This window comes from Psychrobacter sp. 1176_08 (assembly GCF_052850615.1).
Genome location: NZ_VXCU01000002.1, coordinates 272,198 through 294,659 on the forward strand (window position 1 = coordinate 272,198; position 22,462 = coordinate 294,659).

Annotated in this window: 22 protein-coding genes; 12 read left to right on the forward strand and 10 right to left on the reverse strand. The window is 42.2% G+C overall.

The window, feature by feature from the left end; genetic code table 11:
* Positions 1-67: 67 nt before the first annotated feature.
* The 3 genes from FW759_RS03770 to FW759_RS03780 form a co-directional block, all read right to left on the reverse strand.
* Positions 68-514 (reverse strand): hypothetical protein, encoded by a 447-nt coding sequence (locus FW759_RS03770; protein ID WP_443505034.1) that lies wholly within the window; start codon positions 512-514, stop codon positions 68-70.
* On the reverse strand, positions 511-852 hold the full coding sequence (locus FW759_RS03775) for a YciI family protein (protein WP_062845305.1): 342 nt from the start codon (positions 850-852) through the stop codon (positions 511-513). The genes FW759_RS03770 and FW759_RS03775 overlap by 4 nt, the downstream gene beginning before the upstream one ends.
* Before the next feature lie 125 nt (positions 853-977).
* Positions 978-1,529, reverse strand: coding sequence for an inner membrane-spanning protein YciB (locus FW759_RS03780; RefSeq protein WP_446442234.1), 552 nt, complete (start codon positions 1,527-1,529; stop codon positions 978-980).
* Positions 1,530-1,718: 189 nt separating this feature from the next.
* Between FW759_RS03780 and FW759_RS03785 the strand changes: the two genes are divergently transcribed.
* Together FW759_RS03785 and FW759_RS03790 are read left to right on the forward strand one after the other, a co-directional pair.
* The gene (locus tag FW759_RS03785; protein ID WP_443529784.1) at positions 1,719-2,600 is read left to right on the forward strand and encodes a PHP domain-containing protein; all 882 of its coding nucleotides are present in this window, start codon (positions 1,719-1,721) and stop codon (positions 2,598-2,600) included.
* A 200-nt stretch (positions 2,601-2,800) separates the two neighbouring features.
* A complete protein-coding gene (locus tag FW759_RS03790; RefSeq protein ID WP_446442235.1) occupies positions 2,801-4,276 on the forward strand; it encodes a diguanylate cyclase in 1,476 nt (491 codons plus the stop codon).
* Positions 4,277-4,298: 22 nt separating this feature from the next.
* Here the strand turns inward: FW759_RS03790 and truD are convergent, their stop codons facing one another.
* Complete coding sequence (gene truD, locus FW759_RS03795; RefSeq protein WP_446442309.1) at positions 4,299-5,498, reverse strand: tRNA pseudouridine(13) synthase TruD; 1,200 nt, start codon at positions 5,496-5,498, stop codon at positions 4,299-4,301.
* 258 nt (positions 5,499-5,756) lie between these two features.
* Here truD and FW759_RS03800 point away from each other — a divergent pair, with 258 nt between their 5' ends.
* The gene (locus FW759_RS03800) at positions 5,757-7,364 is read left to right on the forward strand and encodes an FAD-dependent oxidoreductase (protein ID WP_446442236.1); all 1,608 of its coding nucleotides are present in this window, start codon (positions 5,757-5,759) and stop codon (positions 7,362-7,364) included.
* A gap of 88 nt (positions 7,365-7,452) precedes the next feature.
* Complete coding sequence (locus tag FW759_RS03805; protein ID WP_443529779.1) at positions 7,453-8,049, forward strand: GNAT family N-acetyltransferase; 597 nt, start codon at positions 7,453-7,455, stop codon at positions 8,047-8,049.
* Positions 8,050-8,193: 144 nt separating this feature from the next.
* Here the strand turns inward: FW759_RS03805 and FW759_RS03810 are convergent, their stop codons facing one another.
* Positions 8,194-8,403, reverse strand: coding sequence for a hypothetical protein (locus FW759_RS03810; RefSeq protein WP_443505037.1), 210 nt, complete (start codon positions 8,401-8,403; stop codon positions 8,194-8,196).
* A 303-nt stretch (positions 8,404-8,706) separates the two neighbouring features.
* Here FW759_RS03810 and FW759_RS03815 point away from each other — a divergent pair, with 303 nt between their 5' ends.
* On the forward strand, positions 8,707-9,075 hold the full coding sequence (locus tag FW759_RS03815) for a hypothetical protein (RefSeq protein WP_446442237.1): 369 nt from the start codon (positions 8,707-8,709) through the stop codon (positions 9,073-9,075).
* Between the two features lie 56 nt (positions 9,076-9,131).
* Positions 9,132-10,199, forward strand: a complete 1,068-nt coding sequence (locus FW759_RS03820; RefSeq protein WP_446442238.1) for an XAC2610-related protein — start codon at positions 9,132-9,134, stop codon at positions 10,197-10,199.
* A 33-nt stretch (positions 10,200-10,232) separates the two neighbouring features.
* Here the strand turns inward: FW759_RS03820 and FW759_RS03825 are convergent, their stop codons facing one another.
* Together FW759_RS03825 and FW759_RS03830 are read right to left on the reverse strand one after the other, a co-directional pair.
* Positions 10,233-10,685 carry a threonine/serine exporter family protein gene (locus FW759_RS03825; protein ID WP_062845298.1) on the reverse strand — a complete coding sequence of 151 codons (453 nt, stop codon included), beginning with the start codon at positions 10,683-10,685 and terminating at the stop codon, positions 10,233-10,235.
* 1 nt (position 10,686) lies between these two features.
* Complete coding sequence (locus FW759_RS03830; RefSeq protein WP_443508661.1) at positions 10,687-11,475, reverse strand: threonine/serine ThrE exporter family protein; 789 nt, start codon at positions 11,473-11,475, stop codon at positions 10,687-10,689.
* Positions 11,476-11,609: 134 nt separating this feature from the next.
* Here FW759_RS03830 and FW759_RS03835 point away from each other — a divergent pair, with 134 nt between their 5' ends.
* Positions 11,610-11,891 (forward strand): DUF503 domain-containing protein, encoded by a 282-nt coding sequence (locus tag FW759_RS03835; RefSeq protein WP_446442239.1) that lies wholly within the window; start codon positions 11,610-11,612, stop codon positions 11,889-11,891.
* Positions 11,892-11,917: 26 nt separating this feature from the next.
* On the opposite strand, the gene FW759_RS03840 is transcribed toward FW759_RS03835, so the two are convergent.
* Together FW759_RS03840 and FW759_RS03845 are read right to left on the reverse strand one after the other, a co-directional pair.
* Positions 11,918-12,886, reverse strand: coding sequence for a hypothetical protein (locus tag FW759_RS03840; protein WP_446442240.1), 969 nt, complete (start codon positions 12,884-12,886; stop codon positions 11,918-11,920).
* Positions 12,887-12,994: 108 nt separating this feature from the next.
* On the reverse strand, positions 12,995-13,690 hold the full coding sequence (locus FW759_RS03845; protein ID WP_446442241.1) for a P-loop NTPase fold protein: 696 nt from the start codon (positions 13,688-13,690) through the stop codon (positions 12,995-12,997).
* Positions 13,691-13,923: 233 nt separating this feature from the next.
* Here FW759_RS03845 and FW759_RS03850 point away from each other — a divergent pair, with 233 nt between their 5' ends.
* The gene (locus tag FW759_RS03850; RefSeq protein ID WP_446442242.1) at positions 13,924-14,553 is read left to right on the forward strand and encodes a LysE family translocator; all 630 of its coding nucleotides are present in this window, start codon (positions 13,924-13,926) and stop codon (positions 14,551-14,553) included.
* Between the two features lie 114 nt (positions 14,554-14,667).
* On the opposite strand, the gene uvrA is transcribed toward FW759_RS03850, so the two are convergent.
* Entirely contained in the window at positions 14,668-17,574 is a 2,907-nt protein-coding gene (gene uvrA / locus FW759_RS03855; RefSeq protein WP_062845293.1) for an excinuclease ABC subunit UvrA, read from the reverse strand.
* Positions 17,575-18,108: 534 nt separating this feature from the next.
* Here uvrA and FW759_RS03860 point away from each other — a divergent pair.
* The 4 genes from FW759_RS03860 (at position 18,109) to FW759_RS03875 (ending at position 22,347) form a co-directional block, all read left to right on the forward strand.
* Positions 18,109-19,473, forward strand: a complete 1,365-nt coding sequence (locus FW759_RS03860; RefSeq protein WP_446442243.1) for an MFS transporter — start codon at positions 18,109-18,111, stop codon at positions 19,471-19,473.
* A gap of 191 nt (positions 19,474-19,664) precedes the next feature.
* The gene (locus FW759_RS03865) at positions 19,665-20,222 is read left to right on the forward strand and encodes a DUF3833 domain-containing protein (protein WP_446442244.1); all 558 of its coding nucleotides are present in this window, start codon (positions 19,665-19,667) and stop codon (positions 20,220-20,222) included.
* Positions 20,223-20,487: 265 nt separating this feature from the next.
* On the forward strand, positions 20,488-21,108 hold the full coding sequence (gene ssb / locus FW759_RS03870; protein ID WP_446442245.1) for a single-stranded DNA-binding protein: 621 nt from the start codon (positions 20,488-20,490) through the stop codon (positions 21,106-21,108).
* Positions 21,109-21,759: 651 nt separating this feature from the next.
* Entirely contained in the window at positions 21,760-22,347 is a 588-nt protein-coding gene (locus FW759_RS03875) for a hypothetical protein (protein ID WP_446442246.1), read from the forward strand.
* Positions 22,348-22,462 lie beyond the last annotated feature (115 nt).

Here is a 22,462-nt window from a genome sequence, read left to right on the forward strand (position 1 = left end):
TCGTGTGTCGGTTGTTCGATTAAAAGCGATCTATATCACAAGCAATCTATATCACTAGAAATCAGGACTACCAACGGTCACGGCGTACAAATACCAGCCAAGAGACGAAAATACCAACCAATAAGCTGATCAAGACGGTAAAGGCACCATATAAAAACAGTTGTCCTTTGCTCTCATAAACCAAAACATTGGCTTGCGTCTGCAAGTCATTCACTTCGCGCTGAAGCTGGGCATTACGGCTCAAAAGCTCTTGATTGGCATCAGAAAGCGCTTGGGTAGACGGCTGTAGCTGCGCGGCTAACAACGTATTATTGGTGCTGGCGGGTGTGCTGGCAGTTATCGCTTGTTGATTAGTTGGCACTGGCGTCGTTGATGCTGAAACGGCCGCAGGATCATCAATAGCGTTCGTCGTCGGAGCAGCATTTACTGATACAGCCATAAATAGCATGACGCTTGTCACACCAGTTTTATAAACAGTAAGATAAGTGCGAGGGTTTAGTAGCCATTGACTCACGATGCAGTTACCTTTACTGATGATGTACTGTCAGTCGTATCATTAGGGGCTGGCAGAGTTTGAACAAACGGTTTGACATCGACATGACTGTAGACACCATCACGCAAGTAAGGCTCAGCGCCTGCCCATTTTTTTGCTGCATCGAGTGATTCAAAGTCAGCAATAATTAGGCTGCCTGACATCTCGCTTTTACCATGTTCAATGGGTGTTGGGCCAGCAATAATGAGGCGCTGTTCGCGACCCAGTGCTTGCAAACGCTCAACGTGTTCGGCGCGTGTTATTTGACGCTGCGCACTACTGTCTGCAACGTCATGACCAATAATGGCAAATAAGGACATAGTACTTCCTCAGTAGATAATAAAAATAAAGCACCATTTCTTTTAGTAATATTTGCAATCAATATTCGTGATTAATCATTGTCACTATTAGAATTTAGAAATGGCGTATTATTATAAGATAATAATTACTTGACGGTCTTGTCAGTCAATGCTGGGTTGAGATGTTTTTTCAATACCAAAAACTGGACAACGACAAACACTAGCATAATCGGAATCCAGCCATAGGTTTTGAAGTTAATCCACGCCTCATCTGACATCATAAATGCTGTGATATAATGTAATACGCCCATAAAGGCGAAAAATACAGCCCAAGCAACGGTCAGCTTTTTCCAGCCACTCAATGTGAGTGTAAACACTTCTTTCATTGCAAGCTGCATCAAAGGTTTGTTGATAGCGGCACTGATGAAGAGGGTAAAAGCGAAAATACCGTTAATGATGGGTGATTTCCAGCGCAGATAGATATCGTCGCGCAAGAGCAACGTACCACCGCAGAATAAAATGGTGAGTAACAAGACAACCCATTGCTGCTTATCGAATTTGCCTTTTTGGCGCACAAAATGGATAGCATAGATGACGATAGTGGCGATGAGTAATGCGCCAGCTGCCGCTAAAATACCGCTATGGCGAGCGGCAATGAAAAAAGCAATTAAAGGAATGAAGTCTAGTAAGGCTTTCATAACAGATAAGATGTCCAACAAAAACGTATGGGGTAGTTTACACGTCTACTGCGCCAAAAAAAAGCAATCAACACTATAATCATCTTATATGCTGTGTCTTAACCGCCTATCATGTACTTTGATGATAATATGTTCATTATTAACCTCTACTCAGATTGACACTATCTTCAAAATTTTAAGGTCAGCTTTATGAAAATCGATTTACATTGTCACAGTACTTGCTCTGATGGTACCTATGCACCAGCGGAAGTGGTACAGCGTGCCCACGCGGCTGGCGTCAATGTATTGGCATTGACTGACCATGATACGCTGGCAGGTATTGATGAGGCGAGCGAAACGGCGAAAGCCTGCAACATCCAACTCATCAATGGCGTTGAAATAAGCTGTGAGCATACACTGACTGGTGGTTATGGTAAAAATAAATCCACCAATAAAATCATACATGTGCTTGGGCTTGATTTTGCCGATCGCGAAAAAATGCATCAAACCTTGCAGCAGCTGCAAGACAGCCGAGCATCGCGTGGACAGCAGATGACAGAGAAGCTCAGTGCGCTATTGGCGGTCGATTACGATGAGCTATGGCAAGCCATACTTGATAAAGCAGGTGGTAACCCACAAGCGGTAGGGCGCGCTCACATTGGTCAAGTACTCTTTGAACACGGTCATGTCAAAACGGTACAAAAAGCCTTTGATAAATATTTGGCTGATAATAAGCCTGCCTATGTCGCTATCGAAGCGCTAACCATGGAGCATGGTATTGAATTGATACATGCTTGTGGTGGAAAAGCTGTGTTGGCGCATCCAACGCGTTATCAACTTTCAGCGACAAGAGTGCGTAAGCTTATTGAAGAGTTCGCACAGCTTGGCGGTGATGGTTGTGAGTTACCTGCCAGTAGTGAACCTGTTAGTACCCGTAAAATGGTTGACCGTAGTATCGCTGAACACAATCTGGTTGCCTCTATAGGTAGTGACTTTCATGGAAGTAACATGCCATGGCGACGGTTGGGTGATGTGCCAAAACTCAACCCAGAGCAGCAGGGTATCTGGCAGTCGTTTGCCGCTTTGTCTTAGGCAAGTCGATAGCGCGACAGGCATACTGCTACTTGCATGACAAGCCGCTTTCAATCCCAAACGCCGCACCCTTTAACGTAGGCTGTCATGCATTGGCGCACCCATCAATCAAATGAAGAGTTGGCTTAGATTTTTATAAGCCTTATTCTTAATCTACTACATTAATCGTAGGTTGTTTTTCACTGTCCGCGGTATCCTTTATGGCTATATCAGTATCTCATCTAGGCTACAAAAAACTCTCGCGAGTGATTTTTGAGTGGCAAGCTGCTGATAGGGCGTCGCTATTGGCATTGTTTGTCTTAATGGAAGTCTTTTCACATTGGCTTTGGTGTTTGTTTGTTTGGTGGCAGCGCGATGTTTATGTGTCTTCTGTCGACATGGATCTGCTTTATCCTTCATGGATCGGGGTGACCCTGACAGGTATCTTCTTTTTTTGGATGGCAAGCCGCTTGTCACCCTTGAGAAAAGACGGTCATTCGCTACATAAATGGCAAGCTGTTTTGGTAGCGGTTTACAGTATTTATATTGCTGTGGTTATTTTAGTCATGGGTCATAGTAGCTTGGTGTCAGGTGTGTCGTTAGTTGGTGGAGCGATGCTCGCGATGATGCTCATACGCCGGCGCTATGTATGGAAAGCGTTTTTGGGTCATATCGTCTTGATTGTGGTATTTACTGTTTTTCCTTATTTTGGATTTGTATTGCCCACTTTGCGTCAGACGGCCGCTACTAACGCTAATGCGTTTCCTGTCGTGACCTATACTTATATGGGCTATAGCGCAGTCACGTCAGTTGAAAGTAGTATCTATAATTCTATTTTGCAAAACAGTAAGTTAAGCTGGGAGACGTTGAGTCAATTGCGTTTTTCTTCTGCATTTTTTTGGCGTGCCACTCACCTTTATATGGCATTGCCCAAAGCTATTTTTATTGTTTATACCTTTCGTACCTTACTGCTTATATTGGATGCCAGTAAAAAAGAGATACTGCAGCATGCCAATCAAGATGAGCTGACACAGCTCCAAAGTCGCCGCTATGGTTTGATGCAAATGAAAGAAGCCTTGATCGCTATAAAAGATCAGCAAGACTTTAGCGTCATTTTATTGGATTTGGATTGGTTTAAAGAAATCAATGATAAGTATGGCCACGAAGTGGGTGACCGCGTTTTAGCGGAAGTGGCACAGACACTATTGCAGTCATTAGCTGAGGAAACGATTATTAGCCGTTATGGCGGTGAAGAGTTTTTGATTGTGTTGCCCGATACAAAACATGATAGCGCGATGATTATTGCTGAACAAATACGTCTCAGTATCGCCAATCAGGTCATCACTGTTGAGGATGACATCACTTTCAATGTCACCACCAGTTTGGGGCTGTATACGCTGACGCACGAGGAGCGTAACTGCATCAAGCAAACACAGGAAATATTGGCTCAACAAGAAGCGCCCCACACTGCTATAGAGACGAAGAAAGCTAAGTCACGTGCGATCAAGTTCACACGCGATCAAGTTAATCACCCAGCCTCTATCGATCAGCCTCCTCATGACATTTGCCAGCGTCTCATTCGTGCAGCAGACAAAGCGCTGTATGAAGCCAAAGGCCGTGGTCGCAATCAAGTGGTCAGTGCCAATGAGATGTGTGACTCAGAAGAAGGAGTGGCAACTTCTCTTTATGGTACGTAATCTAAATCCCCTATGATGAGTTTTAGGTAGTTAATTGCTGTACGACGCTTGCTAAGACGCTGGTCGCAAAGCTACCCGTTGTCAACGTAAAGCTCAGTACCAATGTCTCCTCATCATCCCAATGCCAAGACAGTGCCTCGATAGGCAGACGTAGCGCGCGTCGTTGCGCTTTTATATCGCGTTTCTCTAAGCCTGTTGCCAGTTGTGATAGTAGCGGATTGTTTTGGACAGTGCTGTTTTCGATGGTGGCTGCTGTAGCGCTGACCTTGTCATTAGCCGTACCCCACAAGACGCCCGTTGGATGGATATCACCGCTGTTAAGACGCGCGCGTAACGTGTCATCTATCTCTTCGCTAGTAAATATCGATCCCGACCCATCTAAGTTAAATACTTCACCTGCTAGACCTTGGTTCCAACTGCCATCACGGACTCGCGCTGCCAATATCTCATTAAATACCAAGCTACGGGCTGCGGACAGCTCCATGGTGTTCTGCTCACGTGGTGCACGCTTGCGTTTGCTCTTCTTGGGTTGTGGTCTTGCCTCGCGCGGTGGACGCGCAAACAGTGCCAATGCTTCTCTCACATTATTGCCTTCACGACCAAAACGCTGTGACCCAAAGTAGTTGGGAACGCCAGTTGCACTGATGGTTTTTAAATGTTGTTCGAGGTGCTGCTTGGCAAGGCGTGTTTGCTCTGGCGTTTTAGTTACTAATTCTTCACATTGAACATTACGCAAAGTAATAATAAATTCATTGGCTCTATGCGTGCCGCGGTTCAGTTTTTTATTGTGCCAATGCTGGGTAAGAATGATGACCGACTCATTGTCGCCGATATCCTCTGGGGCAAATTCAGTCGTGGGCAATTGCTTTTTTGGTATTCGTAGGCTAAACCACTGCGTTGTCACTGCATGACGGTCTTTGAGTCCTGAATAACCCACATCACGTAATGGAATGTCAGCCCACTCTGACAATAATTTGGCAAGATAAGCGGTATTTACGCCTGATTTTTGAATATGTAGCCATAAATGCTCACCATCATTAGTAAATTCCAACGGCAGCATCTCGTTGACGATAAAGTCTGTGGCGTGGGTTTTATAACTCGCTTGTGCTAGCGGTGGTTTGACTGGCTGTGGCAATTGCGAGGTATCTGTAGCAGCTGTGATATCTATATTTGAAATATTGGATGCAGCCTCTGTGAAAGCGGAGGGAGAGTTAGTCGTCATTTTTATATTTTCGTCTTGAGAAGTCATAACTGAGTCTTTTATTTTAAGAAGATGTTTTAAAGGGGCGCGATAAAGGTATTAGAGAACAGTAAAGAATTACGTTTTGCAACGTAGGGAACATACAAAAAAACATGGTGAACCAGCGGATATTGATATTATCAATAACAATGCAGTTATGGATTTAGCGTTACTTCATTTGAGACGACTGCCTTTAACATGCACTTATCAAACAATAACTATAACCGTTAAGGAAAACCTATGAGTAATGCAACGATTCCGACCGTCACCATCAGTAAGGCTGACATCCCAAATGGTGGGATGAAATCTTACAAACAAGATGACGATAGTATCATTTTAATCACTCATAACGAGGACGAGTTTAGCGCATTTGACGGTAAATGTCCGCATGCAGGTGCAGATTTAGGCGAAGGTCTACGCTGTGGTAACCGCGTGGTCTGTCCATGGCATCATGGGACTTTTGACAGTCGCGATGGCACGCTATTAGAACCAGTGGCAATGGAAGGCTTGACTCAGTATAAGCTGACAGAGGATGACGACAGCCTGATAGTAGACACCTCATCAGCAATAAACAAGCAAATAAAAAATGACCAACTGACCGACACCCAGACCATCATTGTGGGCGGTGGCGGAGCAGGCTTTATGACGGCGGATCAACTGCGCAAAACTGGCTACGGTGGCAAAATCACACTCATCATCGCCGATAACACCGCACCTTACAACCGTCCTTTATTGTCCAAAGCATTTTTGGCAGATCAGATGGGAGAAGACAAATTATTGCTGGGCGGAACTGAGTGGGCCAGTAATAACAACATTGAGCTACGTCTCAATCAAGTAGTGAGCGAAGTACTGCCAAATGAGTGCAGTATCGTTATGACAGACAATGACGGCAATAGCGAGCAACAAACGGCTGACTTCTTGGTGGTGGCAACGGGCGCAGAACCCAAAAAACCGTCATTTGCAGGCGTTGATCTTGAAGGGGTGTATACGCTACGCAGTATGGATGACGCAAAGACCATTAAAGCAGCGAGCGATGGCAAACATGTGGTGATTGTTGGGACAGGCTTTATCGGTATGGAGGCGGCGTCGGCATTGATACAAGCAGGTAATGCAGCCTCTGTCACCATCGTAGGTCGCAGTCGCCGCGTTATGGGTAACATCGTCTCTGAAGCGGTCAGTAATGCCTTGATCAATCTGCACGAAGAAAAAGGCGTTAAGTTCGTATTTGGTGCCGGGGTTGAGACGATTGATGATGATAATGGTTCAGTCAGTGGTGTCACATTATCAGATGGTAGTACGCTTGCAGCCGATATCGTTATTTTAGGTACTGGGGTAGCGCCACGTACTGATCTATTAAATGCAGTCAATGATCCCGATGGCATACAAGTCGATGGTCATTTACGATTGCGTGATGGTGTCTATGCGTTAGGGGATATTGCTAAAGCACCGACTCAAATGGGACGTATGCGTATTGAGCATTGGCGAGTGGCATTGCAGCATGGATTGGTGACGGCAGCTGCGATATTGAACGATGAGACTGTCGATTCACTTGAAGATCGCATTCCTTTCTTTTGGACGGCGCAATATGGCAAAAGCCTACGCTATAGTGGTCATGCGACAACACCAGACAAGGGTATCTTATTCGGCGCACCTAATGATCTTGATTACATCGAATACTATTTCGATGATGAAGGCGCGGACACGCGCGCTAGTGCAGCAAGCTCACTTGGGCGTGACAAAGAACTGATTGCATTCTCTGAGCTGCTCCGCTGTGGTCATGCGCCAACGCGAGCACAAATCAATGCTGGGTTCGATATTATTGAGCAAGCGAATGCCTTGTTGTCCTAGTATTTGGCAGACAATACGTATTACTATTAAGGCTGGCCTGATAACTTAGGTCAGCTTTTTTAATAAGTAAAAAACAAAAGGATAAAAAATGAATCAAGCATCTGTATTTTTACGGCAGGCCAGTGCTGATGACATTGAGGCATTAGAGCAGCTACTTAACCGCTGTTATCGGCAAACAGAAGGCTGGACCAATGAAGCTGACTTAATCGGTGGCATTCGAATTACTCCCAATGAGCTGGCAAACACCATTGCCAATCCCAAACATTATCTTTTTGTGTATCCAAAGACGACGATAGGCGATCGGGACGGAGAGGAAACAGGGGAATTGCTTGGTTGTATTGCGGTCGATATAAAAGTTGATGCTGACGCGAACAAAAGCGCCTATATCGGTATGTTTGCGGTCCATCCTGAGTTACAAGGACAAGGCGTTGGTCATCAAATATTGCAAGCCGCAGAGACATTTGCAGAGCGCCATTTGCAGTCAGACATACAAGTGACGCATAAAAATCCTGCGCGTCTTACCATGTCTATTTTGAGTCATCGTCCTGAGCTACTGGCTTATTATCAGCGCCGTGGCTACAAGCTTAATGGTCGTAAGATGCCGTTTCCAAATGATGGTAATAATGGCGAGCCCAAACGTCAGGATTTAGAGTTATTAGAATTAGAAAAAATCGTTAGCGAGTAGCGCCTATCGTTGATGTTCTATAAAAGACACATATTACTGGGATATATTTTACGCAGCCTCTATCGCCGAAGGCACAGCAAGCAAGGAAAATGTATCCCAGTAGCACATTGTCATGTGTTTTTTTATATAAAACGGGTTATATCTTTATCGACCCCAAAAATGACCAAAAGTCATAAACAACCCAATACTCAGTAAAATAAATGCCACGATGATTAAGCGCTTAAACCAGTTAAACGCTGGTAGGCGTGTGGCATTATCATCAGACATGAGGTAAGCAAAAAAGAATAACAAGCTTGCCGCCAGCGTCATGATGCCAAGACCAATCGGCAATATAAAAAGGTAGACCTGCCACACAATTATCTCTCAACAGTCATTGTTAGTCGTATCATAGCAGTAACAGGATTGCGCTGTCAGTATAGTCACGCCACTATAAAAGTGTTACGACATTAACCTTGTTTGAAGTATGACATATACCTCTGCACTCGGTTGTCTCATAACACTTTCAAATTGAATCGACGACATGAGTAGTTTTTAAACCTGTCCTCAAACTAAAAAATGGGCAAGGCTGCAATCCAAATAAATAGCATGAAATTAGATTGGGTTTTGAACGTTAATTATATATAGTTCAGGTAACTTTATAACTATAGTGAAAGTGACGTGAAGCAGGTAAAAAAACTGACCGTGATAGCGTTATTGATTCCACTATCTACGGCATGTTCGAGTCCGCCTTCCGAAAGCATCGTTGAGGGACTCATCATCGCTCAATATAAGCAAGGCGATCAGATAGTGAGTGAGGCTGTGGCAAATGCAGGCAATGATAAAACATCAATAGCCATGAGCAATATGATGGAGCGCATGATGCCAAAGCTTGAACGTATCGAAAATATCAATTGTGATACGACAGAAGGCTGGAATACTTATATGTGTACAGCGGATATCACACAGACGATTGCTGGTGCTAGCCGAATCGATAAGACGCGCTTTAAATTGTCTAAAGTAAATGGTGAGTGGGCCTTGAAGGATTAAAAATATACTCGTGTGATCTGTCGCTTTTTAATTTTATTATGTTGTTAAGGATATCTATGACTCTCTCTTTTATCCCTAAAAAATTATTTAAGGCATCCACTTTACCAGTTACCTGTCTTTTTTTACCTTGTTTAATTTGTCCTGCCATTGCGCAAACGTATCAAATCCAAGGTTTTTCGGATGATTATGATGCCGTTATTAAACCTATAAACGATGAAGACAGCGAAGCAAATAGTGTCATCAATATTATCGATACCAAGACCAAAAAAATCTTGATTAGCCAACCTGCTGACATCGACATAGATTATGAGCTGGATAATGGCCAAGAGCGTCAGCTGGTTAAAAAAATCAGCGCCAATATTGTCAGTATCCCGTACGGGGAACACAGCGTATTGATTTATGAGGATTTTAACTTTGATGGACAAAAAGACTTGGCACTGAAAGATGGACGCAATGGCTGCTACGGTGGGCCTTCTTATCAAGTATTTTTAAAAAAAGGCGCTACATTTGCTCATAGCGAGGCATTTACCGAATTGGCACAAGGATATTGCGGGTTTTTTGACGTTGATGAAGACAGCCAAACCTTGAGTACCATGACCAAAAGTGGGGCGGCGTGGCATCAATATTCAAAGTATAAAGTGATCGATAATAAACCCGTAGCTGTCCATATCATTGAGGAAAAGTATAACGATAGAGGAGTGGTTTCTATCACTGAAAAAACAGAAGTAAATGGCAAAATGCTGGTAGAGAACTATGAAATGCTACCACCGACTGACCACTCAGAAGAAAGTGAGATATCTTCTTTTGTTTACAGGTTTGATTTGGAAAACGGTAAAAAAATGGTGTTAGATAGCAGTTATAGTAATGACACTGACGGCGAGCAGCTGTTTTATGTGTTTGCAGACAAACGCGGTAGAGTTGAGCTGTTTTATGATGGTCGGTTCGACTATGATGCATCAACGCAAACGCTTAGTTTTATCAACAAGCCCGTGCGCTATCAAATTAACCAAAAAGGCATCACAGTAAAACTGTCTAATAAAACTACTTTGTTGAAATCGCAGCCTAGAAGTGAACATGGCAGCTTGGACAATCTTGCTCAGTTTAAGAATGTCAGAGTCAGATAAGTGTAATCGAATAAATGACAGCCATTCTGCCATCTATACAATCGCACGGCGTCTATAAAATAACAGTCCAGGAATAGACAAGCCAAGCACCAAACCAGAAGTCACAAACAATGCCTCAAACAAATACACCATCATCTGACTAAATAATTCGTCCGAAAAACCAAAATAGCCAATCTGCACCATACTGACCATCGCTTTATAAGCAGCAATACCGGGCATCATACAGATGACACTGGGCGAGATAAGTGCTTTGGGCGGTAAGGTATACTTCTTAGAAAAATACACGCCCAAGAAGCTGGCAAGCATCGCTCCAAAAAAGCTGGCGATCACAAGATGGACATACTGATGGACAAGTGCCGTCTTGAGTCCAAATCCGAAAGCCGTCATGAGCAGACACGGCAAAATATAGCGTTTGGGAACGCTAAACATCAGCGTCCAACCAAGCGTAATGATACAGGCAAGCACAACCGTTTCAATGAACCACATCTCAAAACCCCCAGTGCTGTATTCTGAGTAAAACCAGTGCCATCACGATGCCAACGCACGCTGATAAGGTCAGCATATAGGTAAACACGGCACGACCAATGCCAATATTGACATAGCCCTTTAAAATATCTGAGAAAGAATTGATCAAAGGAAAGCTTGGTATCAATAACAACACGCTAGATGCAACTGCGATATCGGCATTGTTACCAATATCAAAATAATAGGTCGTCGCGCCAATGAGCGAGGCGATAAAAGCGGTTACAATGACGGTGATAAAAGGGTTAAAGTGATGCTTGGACAGATAGATACGGGTGAACATCGCCACCATACCTGCGATAAAGGTCACCGCCGTAATCGACCAACTACCGCCATTTAAATAAGCGAACGCGGCACAAGATGCGCCCACAAATATGCTCACTAACCACGTCGGATACACTGTTTTATCCAACTCATCAAATGCAAGCGTGGTACGGTCAATCAAATTGTCATTATCGACAGTGGCTTCGGTTTTATTGATGATTTGCTGAATTTGTACCAACAAATTGACATTGATGCTTTGGTTGATCGTGTCTCTGGTGGTGGTGATACAGCGCTCATCACAGATGGTCGTCAGGGTAATAGCGTTGAAGTTCAGCGAACATTCGACGCTGTTCATCCCCAAGGCGAGCCCCAAGCGTTTGGATAAGTCCACCACCACGGCAGACTCAGCGCCATACTGCATAAGGAGTAAGCCGCAGCGCACGCATAATCGAGTGATACGCTGCTGCTTGACGTAGCTGATAGAAGTCATGGGAGAGATACGCAGATTGGTTGACGATTGATACGCTATTATAAAGGGTATAGATGCTGACGCGCAGACAATATCAGCCATTATCAAATATTATATTGGCTGCTATCATAAACTTTTTCGGCAAGGAGCATAAAATGCATATCGCTATTTTGACATTGACGTTTTCATTGCCCGGATGCGGCTCGCTAAAAGAAAAGCGCCAACGTATGGGTGGCTTGCATGCGCGCTTTGGCAATACGCCAAGCGTCGCGGTGTGTGAGAGCGGTGAGCGTGATCGGCATGATGCTAGCGAGTGGACGTTTGTGATTGTTGGACTGTCTAAACGTGAGGTGGAGTCGCAATGTAGTCAGATTGAGGAGAAGCTAGAACGTACGGTAGATGCACGGGTAATTAATGTTGAGCAGGAGTTTGTTTAGGTCGTGAGCTTTGACTAGCCTGCGAGCTAAGTTAGGTTTTCTGTCAAATTATTAGTATTATCTAACCACATTTTTATAGATGGTTCACTATTTGGATTATGTTTAATTTTCTCTTGAAGCAATTCTAATATCCATAATCTGATTGTCTCTCTCTTACCTTCAATATCATTAAAACTTGGATGAAGTAAGATTGAATGAATAAATAATTTGCGATTTCCTAGAAATACATCGGTATTTATCCAAATTATTTCTCTCAATATATCTTTATCAATTAGCTCCAGTACTTCTTTGTCATTACTATTCCAAGTTCTACGACTATGCTTATGAAAGTCCAAAAATATCGATGATATGGTGTTGGAGCTGATATTTTTATATTTATATTTTGCTATCTTATTAACGGTGAAATTATAAAATCGATCATTTTCTTTTCTACCAAAGGAATAAAAATCATCAATAGAGATTCGTATCTGATGATAGTTGATACTATTTTCGATATGTCGGTTTATGTGTATTTCTAACTGCTGGGCTAAATTTTTTTTATTACACGTATCAAGAATATCACAGTAAAAACTCAAGTTAGTAAGTTGTGCTCTCCCTATCTTAGCACAGGCTACATAATATAGGCGTTCTGCAAAGTCAGGTTCTAGATCTATATTATGAAATTCATTCAAAATATCAGAAGCTAGTCTATCAACGATTAAGTTTTCTTCAGTAATTTTATCTTTTAATATGAGTTCGCTAGTGACTTCTTTATCAAAATCTAACTCTGTAACCCAAGATACAATGATTTCTCCCCAATCTACAATTTCGAAATAGTTATAAAATGGATGAATATAATCATTAATCTCATTAAATTTCACTATATTATCAGGAGTTTCATCTTGCCCTTTATATGCGTTTTGTTTTTTGTAGCCTCTAAAGTGTCTAATGTTTTTAGAATTAAAACTATCAACGAAAAATTTGAAGTCAATATCATTACCTAGTACGGATGGCATATCATAAGCCATTCGTATTATTAAAATAAACCTTAATATTTGCTCTTTACTTAATTGTGATAACGAATGAAAAGTGTTGTCGAAGAGCTTAAAAGACTTATCCACCCGTTAATAAAATCGTAAGTTCTTTATTCCAATTATTTCGTAAAACTGCTCATATATTGCAAATAGGCTACTATCGACTATACTCTTTATAATAGATAATGAGTCATTTAGAACCAGCAATTCGTCAAAAACTTTCTCTTTGTGCTTGTCAAAATAGTCTTTGTCTTCCGATTGCTCGTTGTGTAATATCATGACAACTTGGCACTTACGTTCATTTTTAAGATAATTTACCAACCCCATTATTTCTGACATCGATAAGCTATCTGATCTCCTTTCTATATCATCTAAGCAAACTAACGTATTTTTAAGATGTGAAAAAACTACGCTAGTAATAATATTATTACCAAGATTTAGTCCTATGCGTACATCAGAAGTAGTCCCAATACTGCTACCTGTGAGGGATGATAGAACCTTTTTAGTAGGTTTGAGAATGTCTTTTTTCCATATACTGCCATTAGCGCCAACTGATTTGTGCACTTCTATAGCAATTGCAGATTTAAGATTTGCTAGTGAATCCAACCCAAACAAAGAAACATAGGCATACTTCTTACCAGAAAATGCTTTTTCATTATTATTATGAAGTTCTTTCCATAAGTGTGTTTTGCCGATACCCCATTCGCCAGTCAGCGCGATAGCAAAAGGATTGTTATTATCAACTAGTTCTAAAATTCGACTATCGATATTTACTGCATTTGCCATTGCTAGTAACCTTACAGGTGTTCTTAAATTGATAATGATATTAACATCAAAATCAAAAATCTACCCAACAAAAAAGGCCACTCCCTAAAGAGTAGCCTTTTATCAATCATTCACTGATTTGTGTTAGCTTACGTCTTTGAGCCTATAAATATTCTAAAACAATCATACTAAACTAGAAATTTGTTTATTAAATCAATTATACTTAGGTATTAATGTACATATAAAGGACAGTCATGACCATCACCACTATCCAGCTATTTACTTTCATCATTGCTGTATTCATATTTATCATGACGCCGGGTCCTGGTGTATTTGCCACTATTGCTAAAGCCATGACACAAGGCTCTTGGGCGGCGCTACCTTTAATCATTGGCCTTGCCGCAGGCGATACTATTTATATGGTGTTCTCAGCTTATGGACTGAGCGCATTGGCAAGCAATTTCAACACATTGTTTACCGTAGTCAAGTTTGTAGGGGCAGGTTATTTATTTTACTTGGCGTACAAAATGTGGACGACTGTGCCAACTGAGATTATCACTGGAAATGTAGCATTAAAGAATAAGAACGAGGGATTAAAAAGTGTGATGTCAGGCTTTTTGGTGTCCATTAGCAATCCAAAAGTTATTTTATTCTACATCAGCTTGTTACCGAGCTTTTTCCCAGTAACCAGTCTGACAGGAGTAGATATTACGATTCTATGTCTGGTTATTTTTAGCTGTGCCATTATTGCCATGATGATGTATGCCTTTATGGCGAGTTACGCCCAAAAACGTCTGAAAAGTCCTAAAGCGCGTCAGAAATTTAACCGAGTAGGGTCTTCATTTATGGGATTGGCTGGCACATGGTTAATAGCAAAGGGTTAAATTTACCATATAACATTGGGTAAAATATGATGCCTAGCAGTTATGTTTTATTTTTTCACTAAAAAAAAGGCCACTCCCTAAAGAGTAGCCTTTTCATCATTATTTAACTATTAATTAGCTGACGTCTTTTAACCCTTGCTCCAGCATTGGCTTTAAGAATTCACCCGTATATGAACCTTTCACTTCCGCTACTTCCTCAGGCGTGCCTTCAGCGATGATTAGGCCACCGCCTTTACCGCCTTCAGGACCCAGATCAATTACCCAATCGGCCGTTTTGATGACATCGAGGTTATGTTCGATGACCACGATGGTATTGCCTTTGTCGCGTAAGGTATGCAGGATATGGAGCAGCTTATAGATATCATGGAAATGCAAGCCAGTGGTTGGCTCATCCAAGATATAGAGCGTCTGTCCCGTATCGCGTTTGGCAAGCTCACGTGCCAATTTGACACGCTGCGCTTCACCGCCTGATAGGGTTGGAGCGGACTGACCCAAACGAATATAACCAAGACCGACATCCATGAGCGCCTGCAGACGACGATAAATCGCTGGAATCGCTGAGAAGAACTCAGTCGCATCTTCCACAGTCATATCAAGTACATCGGCAATGCTTTTGCCTTTATAGTGAATCTCTAAGGTTTCGCGGTTATAACGCTTGCCTTCACAGGTATCACACGGCACATACATATCTGGCAAGAAATGCATCTCAACCTTGATAAGACCATCACCTTGGCACATCTCACAGCGTCCGCCTTTGACATTGAAGCTAAAGCGACCTGGCTTATAACCACGAGCGCGTGCTTCTTGTGTCTGGGCAAACATTTCACGCACAGGGGTAAAAACGCCTGTATAGGTGGCTGGGTTTGAACGCGGTGTACGACCAATTGGGCTTTGGTCAATATCGACCATTTTGTCCAAATGCTCAAGACCGCTGATGCTCTCATGCTTATCGGCGATCAGCGTTGACGCATTATTTAACTGTGTCGCTGCCAATGGCATCAAAGTACGGTTGATGAGCGTTGATTTGCCCGAACCTGATACGCCTGTCACACAGGTCATGATCCCGACTGGTATGGACAGGTCGACATCGTGTAAGTTATTGCCGGATGCGCCTTTTAGTTCAATCATCATTGGTACTTTTTTGGCTTTGGCCTTACCTTTGACTTCCATATCCATGGTTTTGGCTTGATGACGAATAGCTGGAATCTCAATCTGTCTCTTACCAGACATGTATTGTCCAGTGAGCGATTCTTTATTCGCCATAATATCATCAATCGTACCTTGCGCGATAACGTGACCACCGTGTACGCCTGCGCCGATACCGATGTCAATGACATGATCCGCTTGGCGAATGGCGTCTTCATCATGCTCAACGACGAGTACGGTATTGCCCAAGTCACGTAGACGCGTCAAGGTTTTTAGCAAGCGATCATTATCACGTTGATGCAGACCAATTGATGGCTCATCAAGTACATACATGACGCCCATGAGACCTGCACCGATTTGGCTCGCAAGACGAATACGCTGTGCTTCACCGCCTGATAATGTCTCGGCAGAGCGTGCAAGGGTCAGATAATCTAAACCAACGCTCACCAGGAAGTTTAAGCGCTCGTTAATCTCTTTAAAGATTTTTTCAGCAACTTCGCCTTTATGACCGCCAATCTTGAGGGTTTTATAATAATCGGCAGCGTCTCCGATAGAGAGCTTAACGATTTCGGCAATGGTTTGGTCGTCTACACGCACGTTGCGAGAGATTTCATTCAGACGCGCGCCATCACAGACATTACAAGTGGTATCAGCCAGATATTTGGCCAACTCATCACGTACAAGGTTACTTTGTGTCTTAGCATAACGACGCTCTAAGTAAGGCAGCACGCCTTCGAATGGTACGGTCTTATTAGTCTTACGACCGCGCTCATCGGTAAAGTTAAAGGTGAGTTTTTCTTTACCAGAGCCATGCATGAGGATGTCTTGCTGCACTTTTGGCAAGTCATGCCATGGCGCATCCATGTCAATCTTAAAATGATTGCAGACCGTAGACAGCAAGCCAAAGTAATAGGCATGACGCTTGTCCCAACCATTAATGGCGCCTTGGTTAAGCGATTTTTCATGATGAGTAATGAGTTTTTCGGCAGCAAAATACTGACGTTTACCTAGACCATCACAGCTTGGACACGCCCCGTATGGGTTGTTAAAACTGAACATACGTGGCTCAAGCTCAGGCACTGCTCGGTCACAGATAGGGCATGAGTGCTTGGCTGACATGACTTGGTTGTCATCACCACCTTCTTTTGGATTGCCATCCATAAAGTGCAGCGTGACCAGTCCTTGACCCAAACGTAGTGCCGTCTCTAAACTCTCTGCAACGCGGTTACCTAAGTCATCACGGACTTTAAAGCGATCTACCACCACTTCAATAGTATGTTTTTTCTTTTTATCGAGTGTTGGTAGCTCATCGGTATCGTACACGTCGCCATCGACACGTACACGGACAAAACCTTGACCAATCAGCTGCTCAAGTAAAACAGTGTGCTCACCTTTACGCTCACGAATTACGGGTGCCAAGATCATAATCTTGGTGTCATCAGGCAATGCCATGACTTGATCGACCATCTCGGTGACCGACTGTGCGACCATGGGTTCACCATGTTCAGGACAATATGGCGTGCCGATACGCGCATAGAGCAGACGCAAATAGTCGTAAATTTCGGTGATGGTTCCCACCGTTGAGCGTGGGTTATGGTTGGTCGATTTTTGCTCAATCGCAATCGCAGGTGATAAACCTTCGATACTATCGACCTCAGGCTTTTCCATTTGCGAGAGAAACTGGCGCGCATACGCCGACAAGCTCTCGACATAACGGCGTTGTCCTTCAGCATAAAGCGTATCAAATGCTAGCGAAGACTTGCCTGATCCAGATAGGCCAGTGATTACCACAAATTTGTCTCGGGGAATGTCTAAGTCGATATTTTTTAGATTGTGGGTGCGTGCACCACGTATTGCAATATGGTCATGTGCCATCGTTTATGGGTTTCCTATTTGCTAAAATGGTATGTAAAAAGATGTCGAAAATATAAAAGGGTCAATGAAAATACATTCATTGATCAGTCAAAAGTATGAATGGTTGTTTTTATTTTAATTTTACTGAACGAATTTAAATCAAATAAGGGTTAAGTAACAGGAGGTGTTTGTTATAGATTTAAACAAACAGTGTCATTTTATCGGGGTATTTGTCATAGGCAGTATTTGGCAATAATGCTTACGACGCCTTACTTTATGGTCATGATGGGTACATTATTCAAGGTGTGATGACGTACCAAAGGCACTTGGTAACAAAATTATTCTGTTACGTTTATGGTTTGGCATAGGTCTAGCCGTGGGCGTTGTATTGGCCATGGTATAAAGACAAAAGTCTCGGCAACATGGCGACGAATACCTTATACTAGGGAGCTTGATTTTTAGGGTGATGCCTTGATAAAGCAGCAGTGCCAGTGTTAAAACATCAATGTAAAGCCAGTAGTGTTAAACCAGCGATGATCAATCAGTGAGGCAAGTATGAATAGCGTAGAAAAGCGAGCAATCCTCGGGGTCGGCGGTATTTTTGCCTTGCGGATGATTGGCTTGTTTATGATTGTGCCCGTGTTTTCTGTCTACGGTAACAATTATGCGCATGCCACCCCGTTTTTGATTGGTCTGGCAGTTGGTATTTATGGCCTAGGACAGGCAATCTTTCAGATACCGATGAGTCTGGCGGCTGATAAGTTTCCGCGTAAACCCATTATATTTTTGGGGTTAATCTTATTTGCTGTCGGCGGTATGATTGCGGCAAATGCGACAGATATTTATGAGGTTATCATCGGTCGTGCGCTGGCAGGTAGTGGTGCGGTCTCTGCTGTATTGATGGCACTATTGGCAGATGTGACCCGCGAAGAGATGCGTACCAAAGCAATGGCGACAATGGGTTTGACCATTGGTACCTCTATTATGCTTGCTTTCGCTTTTGGTCCCCTGTTAGTGGGTGCGCTTGGCATCTCAGGATTGTTTTGGCTGACCTCAGGTTTCGCTGTCTTAGCCATGGTGCTATTGCTCATGGTTCCCACGCCTTTGCGTGTGCTCAAGCACAATCTAGACAACAAGTCGATTCGTGAGCAGTTAGCGACTGTCCTTAAGATAGGCGATTTAAACCGCTTACATATCGGTGTCTTTGCGCTACATCTAACCATGACCGCGATATTCGTCATACTACCGCACCAGCTCAAGGACGTCATGGGTTTGTCGGTGAGTCAACAAGGCATGGTTTATTTGCCGCTCTTGTTTGTTGGTTTCGCAGTGGCGATTCCTTTTATCATCATTGCCGAAAAAAAACGTAAAATGCGCCAGGTATTTTTGAGCGCCATTGCAGTAATGACTGCAGCCTTGGCATTTCTTGCCTTTGGTAGTCAGATTGGTGTTGGTATTATTTTTGGATTGCTGCTGTATTTTATGGGGTTTAATCTGCTTGAGGCCACGATTCCTTCATGGATCTCTAAGCGTGCGCCCGTTGCCAATAAAGCGACGGCGATGGGGTTAAATTCATCGAGTCAGTTTTTAGGCGCGTTTGTTGGTGGTGCGATGGGTGGGTTGCTACTCAGTCAGCCCAACTTGGTGGCATGGGGCCTGCTGGCAGTTGTCATGGGCGCTGCGCTATTTTTGATTATACCAATTGCTCAACCACCTTATTTGTCCAGCACGACGGTGACGATTCCCAAAAACATCAATATTCAAGACTGGTCACGCCAGATATTGGCGGTAGAAGGGGTGGATGAGCTGGTGGTTATGGCAAAAGAGCAGGTCGCTTATTTAAAACTCGATAAGGCGCAGTTGACCGATGATTCGCGACAAGCACTGTCGCATTTGGCACAAAAACCCCTAGATATCTAATATGCTTTATAGGGAACTCATTTTAAAAAGAGAATAGTTCTACTGAAGTCAATTTTGCGTAGCCTCTGTCTGAAGGCACAGCACGCAAGAATATATAGACAGAATTGAGTAGACAATAACACTATAGGTTATAGGTAGCCATTGTTAATAAGTGAACGCCAAGTATTTATCTCTATTTAAAAGGAATTGATATGAGTAAGTTTAAAAAGCTGGCGATGGGTTTTGGACTGTCAGCCACGCTATTGGCTTCTGGCTGCGCCACGCAAAATATTCAGGCCTATCAGAACACTACGCCAACGCTCGATATGCATGAGTTTTTCTCAGGGAAAATTGATGGTTGGGGAATGTTTCAAGGTCGTAATGGCGAGGTCAAAAAACGGTTTTATGTCGATATCAATGCGACTCACGAAGGAGATAATGTCATCGTTTTGGATGAAAAATTCTCGTGGGCGGACGGGTCAAAATCGCAGCGTATATGGCGACTGACTGAGCAAAGTAATGGCGTCTGGGTTGGGACAGCAGGAGATGTCATCGGCGAAGCAACAGGAGAAGTAGTCGGTAATACCTTGCATTGGAATTACGTATTGGCTTTGCCTGTTGAGGACAAAACCTACCAAGTCGATTTTGACGATTGGATGTATCTTATCAATGACGATGTCATGCTCAATCGATCAGTGATGAAAAAATTTGGGGTAGAGTTGGGCAGTGTGACTCTAAGCATGCATCGCAAAGATCCTGACACAAAATAACGTAATAATTAGGATTTTACTTAGAAATGATAAAGGTTGATGGTGTTCATTAATCGCTTAAAATGGCAAAATAGTGGCACTCTCATTTTTTAACCTTTAAATATAATGATATACATATCTAAGCGACATACATTGTCGTCTCCAGCTGATAGTCTGTAGATATTTGAACAAAAATTGGTTAAAGTAACGTCATATCATTAATAGAATTTACGGGTTCTATTAAATAATATTTGAGTAAATTATTCATAAATAAAAGGACGGTATCATGCGCGGAGTTAATAAAGTTATCATCATCGGTAACCTTGGAGCAGATCCTGAGGCACGTCAATTTAGTAATGGCGGTAGCGTGACCAATATTTCGGTTGCGACGTCAGAGCAATGGACAGACAAGCAAAGCGGCGAAAAAAGAGAAGCGACAGAATGGCATCGTATCTCACTATTTAATCGTCTGGGTGAAATCGCTGCACAGTATTTGCGTAAAGGTAGTAAAGTCTATATCGAAGGCAGTTTGCGTACTCGTAAATATCAAGATCCAAATGGTCAGGATCGTTATATTACAGAGATTCGTGCTGAGCAAATGCAAATGTTAGATGGTCAGAGTGGCGGTCAAGACAGCAGTAATTTTGGTGGTCAGAACCAAGTGCAAGGTGGTTATGGCAATCAAGGCGGCCAAAGCAATCAAAATAACTTTGGTCAACAAGCCAATAATCAGCAAGGCGGCTATAATCAAGCAGTTGGGGCGAGCCAAGGTGGCCAGAATAGCTTTAATAACCAAAATGCGCCTGCTCAGCAAAACCAGTTTAACCAACCGACTCAACAACGTCCCGCACAGTCGAAGCCTACTGCCATGCCGGATGGTCCTGTAGACGATGACATCCCGTTCTAACTTATATAATAATAGAATATTGTATTTATAGATATTTAGCTCGTTGATAATATTATCAACGAGCTATTTTTTTAAATACGATTTGCTTAGAAAAACAAGACTCTGCTATTGCAGAGTTTTTTAATGCCAAATGATAAATAATATGAAAATATTTGATTTTAAGTAATTAATAAAATTTATATAGAAAGAAATAAGTTTATATATTTCTTCAAAATTAATAATTTATAGAACATTTGTCTGATTTATTCCAGATAACCGTCTTCTTTTATAAGTATATGTTCATACGTATTTATAGATTATTTAATGTCACTAAAAGATAATAAGTGTTTTATATAAGAAAAATGATAAATATTGTATTGGTGTTTTTTAATAAATTTTGTCTTGAAATTTATAAAAAGTACCTTTCATACGCTATATCAACCGTCTATTCCATTGGTTTCAATTAATGCTAGTAGTTTATTAAAAGTGGTTGATATAATCCTTGTAAATGAAGAGGTTAGAAAATATAAAGATAAGTATTTTTATAAAAGTGTTTTTTAGGGTTAATGAAAACCTACTGTTTTACCATTTAGTGCTAAAACGTAAAATTTATTGGGTGAGAGGTTTACGATAAAGCGATACTCTCTTTATCGTTATTGGTAGGGATAAAGCATGAATAGTAGTGATGTGTTTGTGAAAACGGATTTAGGAAGAGATGAAGTAAAGTCTCAAGGTCTGGGTATATTACCACGAGAAGCAAGAACATTACTCATCATGATTGATGGTAAGAGAGATTATCAAAGTTATCTTTATGCACTAAACCAGAGCAAGATGTTCGCAAGTTTTGGCGGCATAACATCGTTACTCGAATTGCTTTTAGAGCTTGAGTATATTGAGATCGTTAGTGCCAACAGTACCTTGATAGATACTCAAACCCAACCAATAAACCAGTCCTCTGATATCAGTATTGAGTCAGCCATTGATCGTGCTTTCAATCATAAATCTCCCAAAAGAATGAAAGCAATTGGCAATATTTTTAAAACTAAGTTATCTGCGGCAAGATATGAAAACATAAAGTCAGATTTGGCAGTTTATATAGAAAGAAATGCGTCTGCGGCAGAGGCTTGGGGCTATTTACTCTTGCTAGAGCAATGTGTGAATAACTCACAACTGTTGATTTTGGCACAAGAGATACAACGTAAAAGTCATGGCGATCTATCGCTTGGTATGACCAGTTTTATAAAGCGAATTGAGCAATAGTATTGGGGCTATTTCAATCTCAGCTCTATAGTACTTCTAATGGATCTAGTGATCGCCAAAAATAGATAAAAAGTACTTTATAGTTAAATATAAGCATTAAACCTCTTGAGTCAGC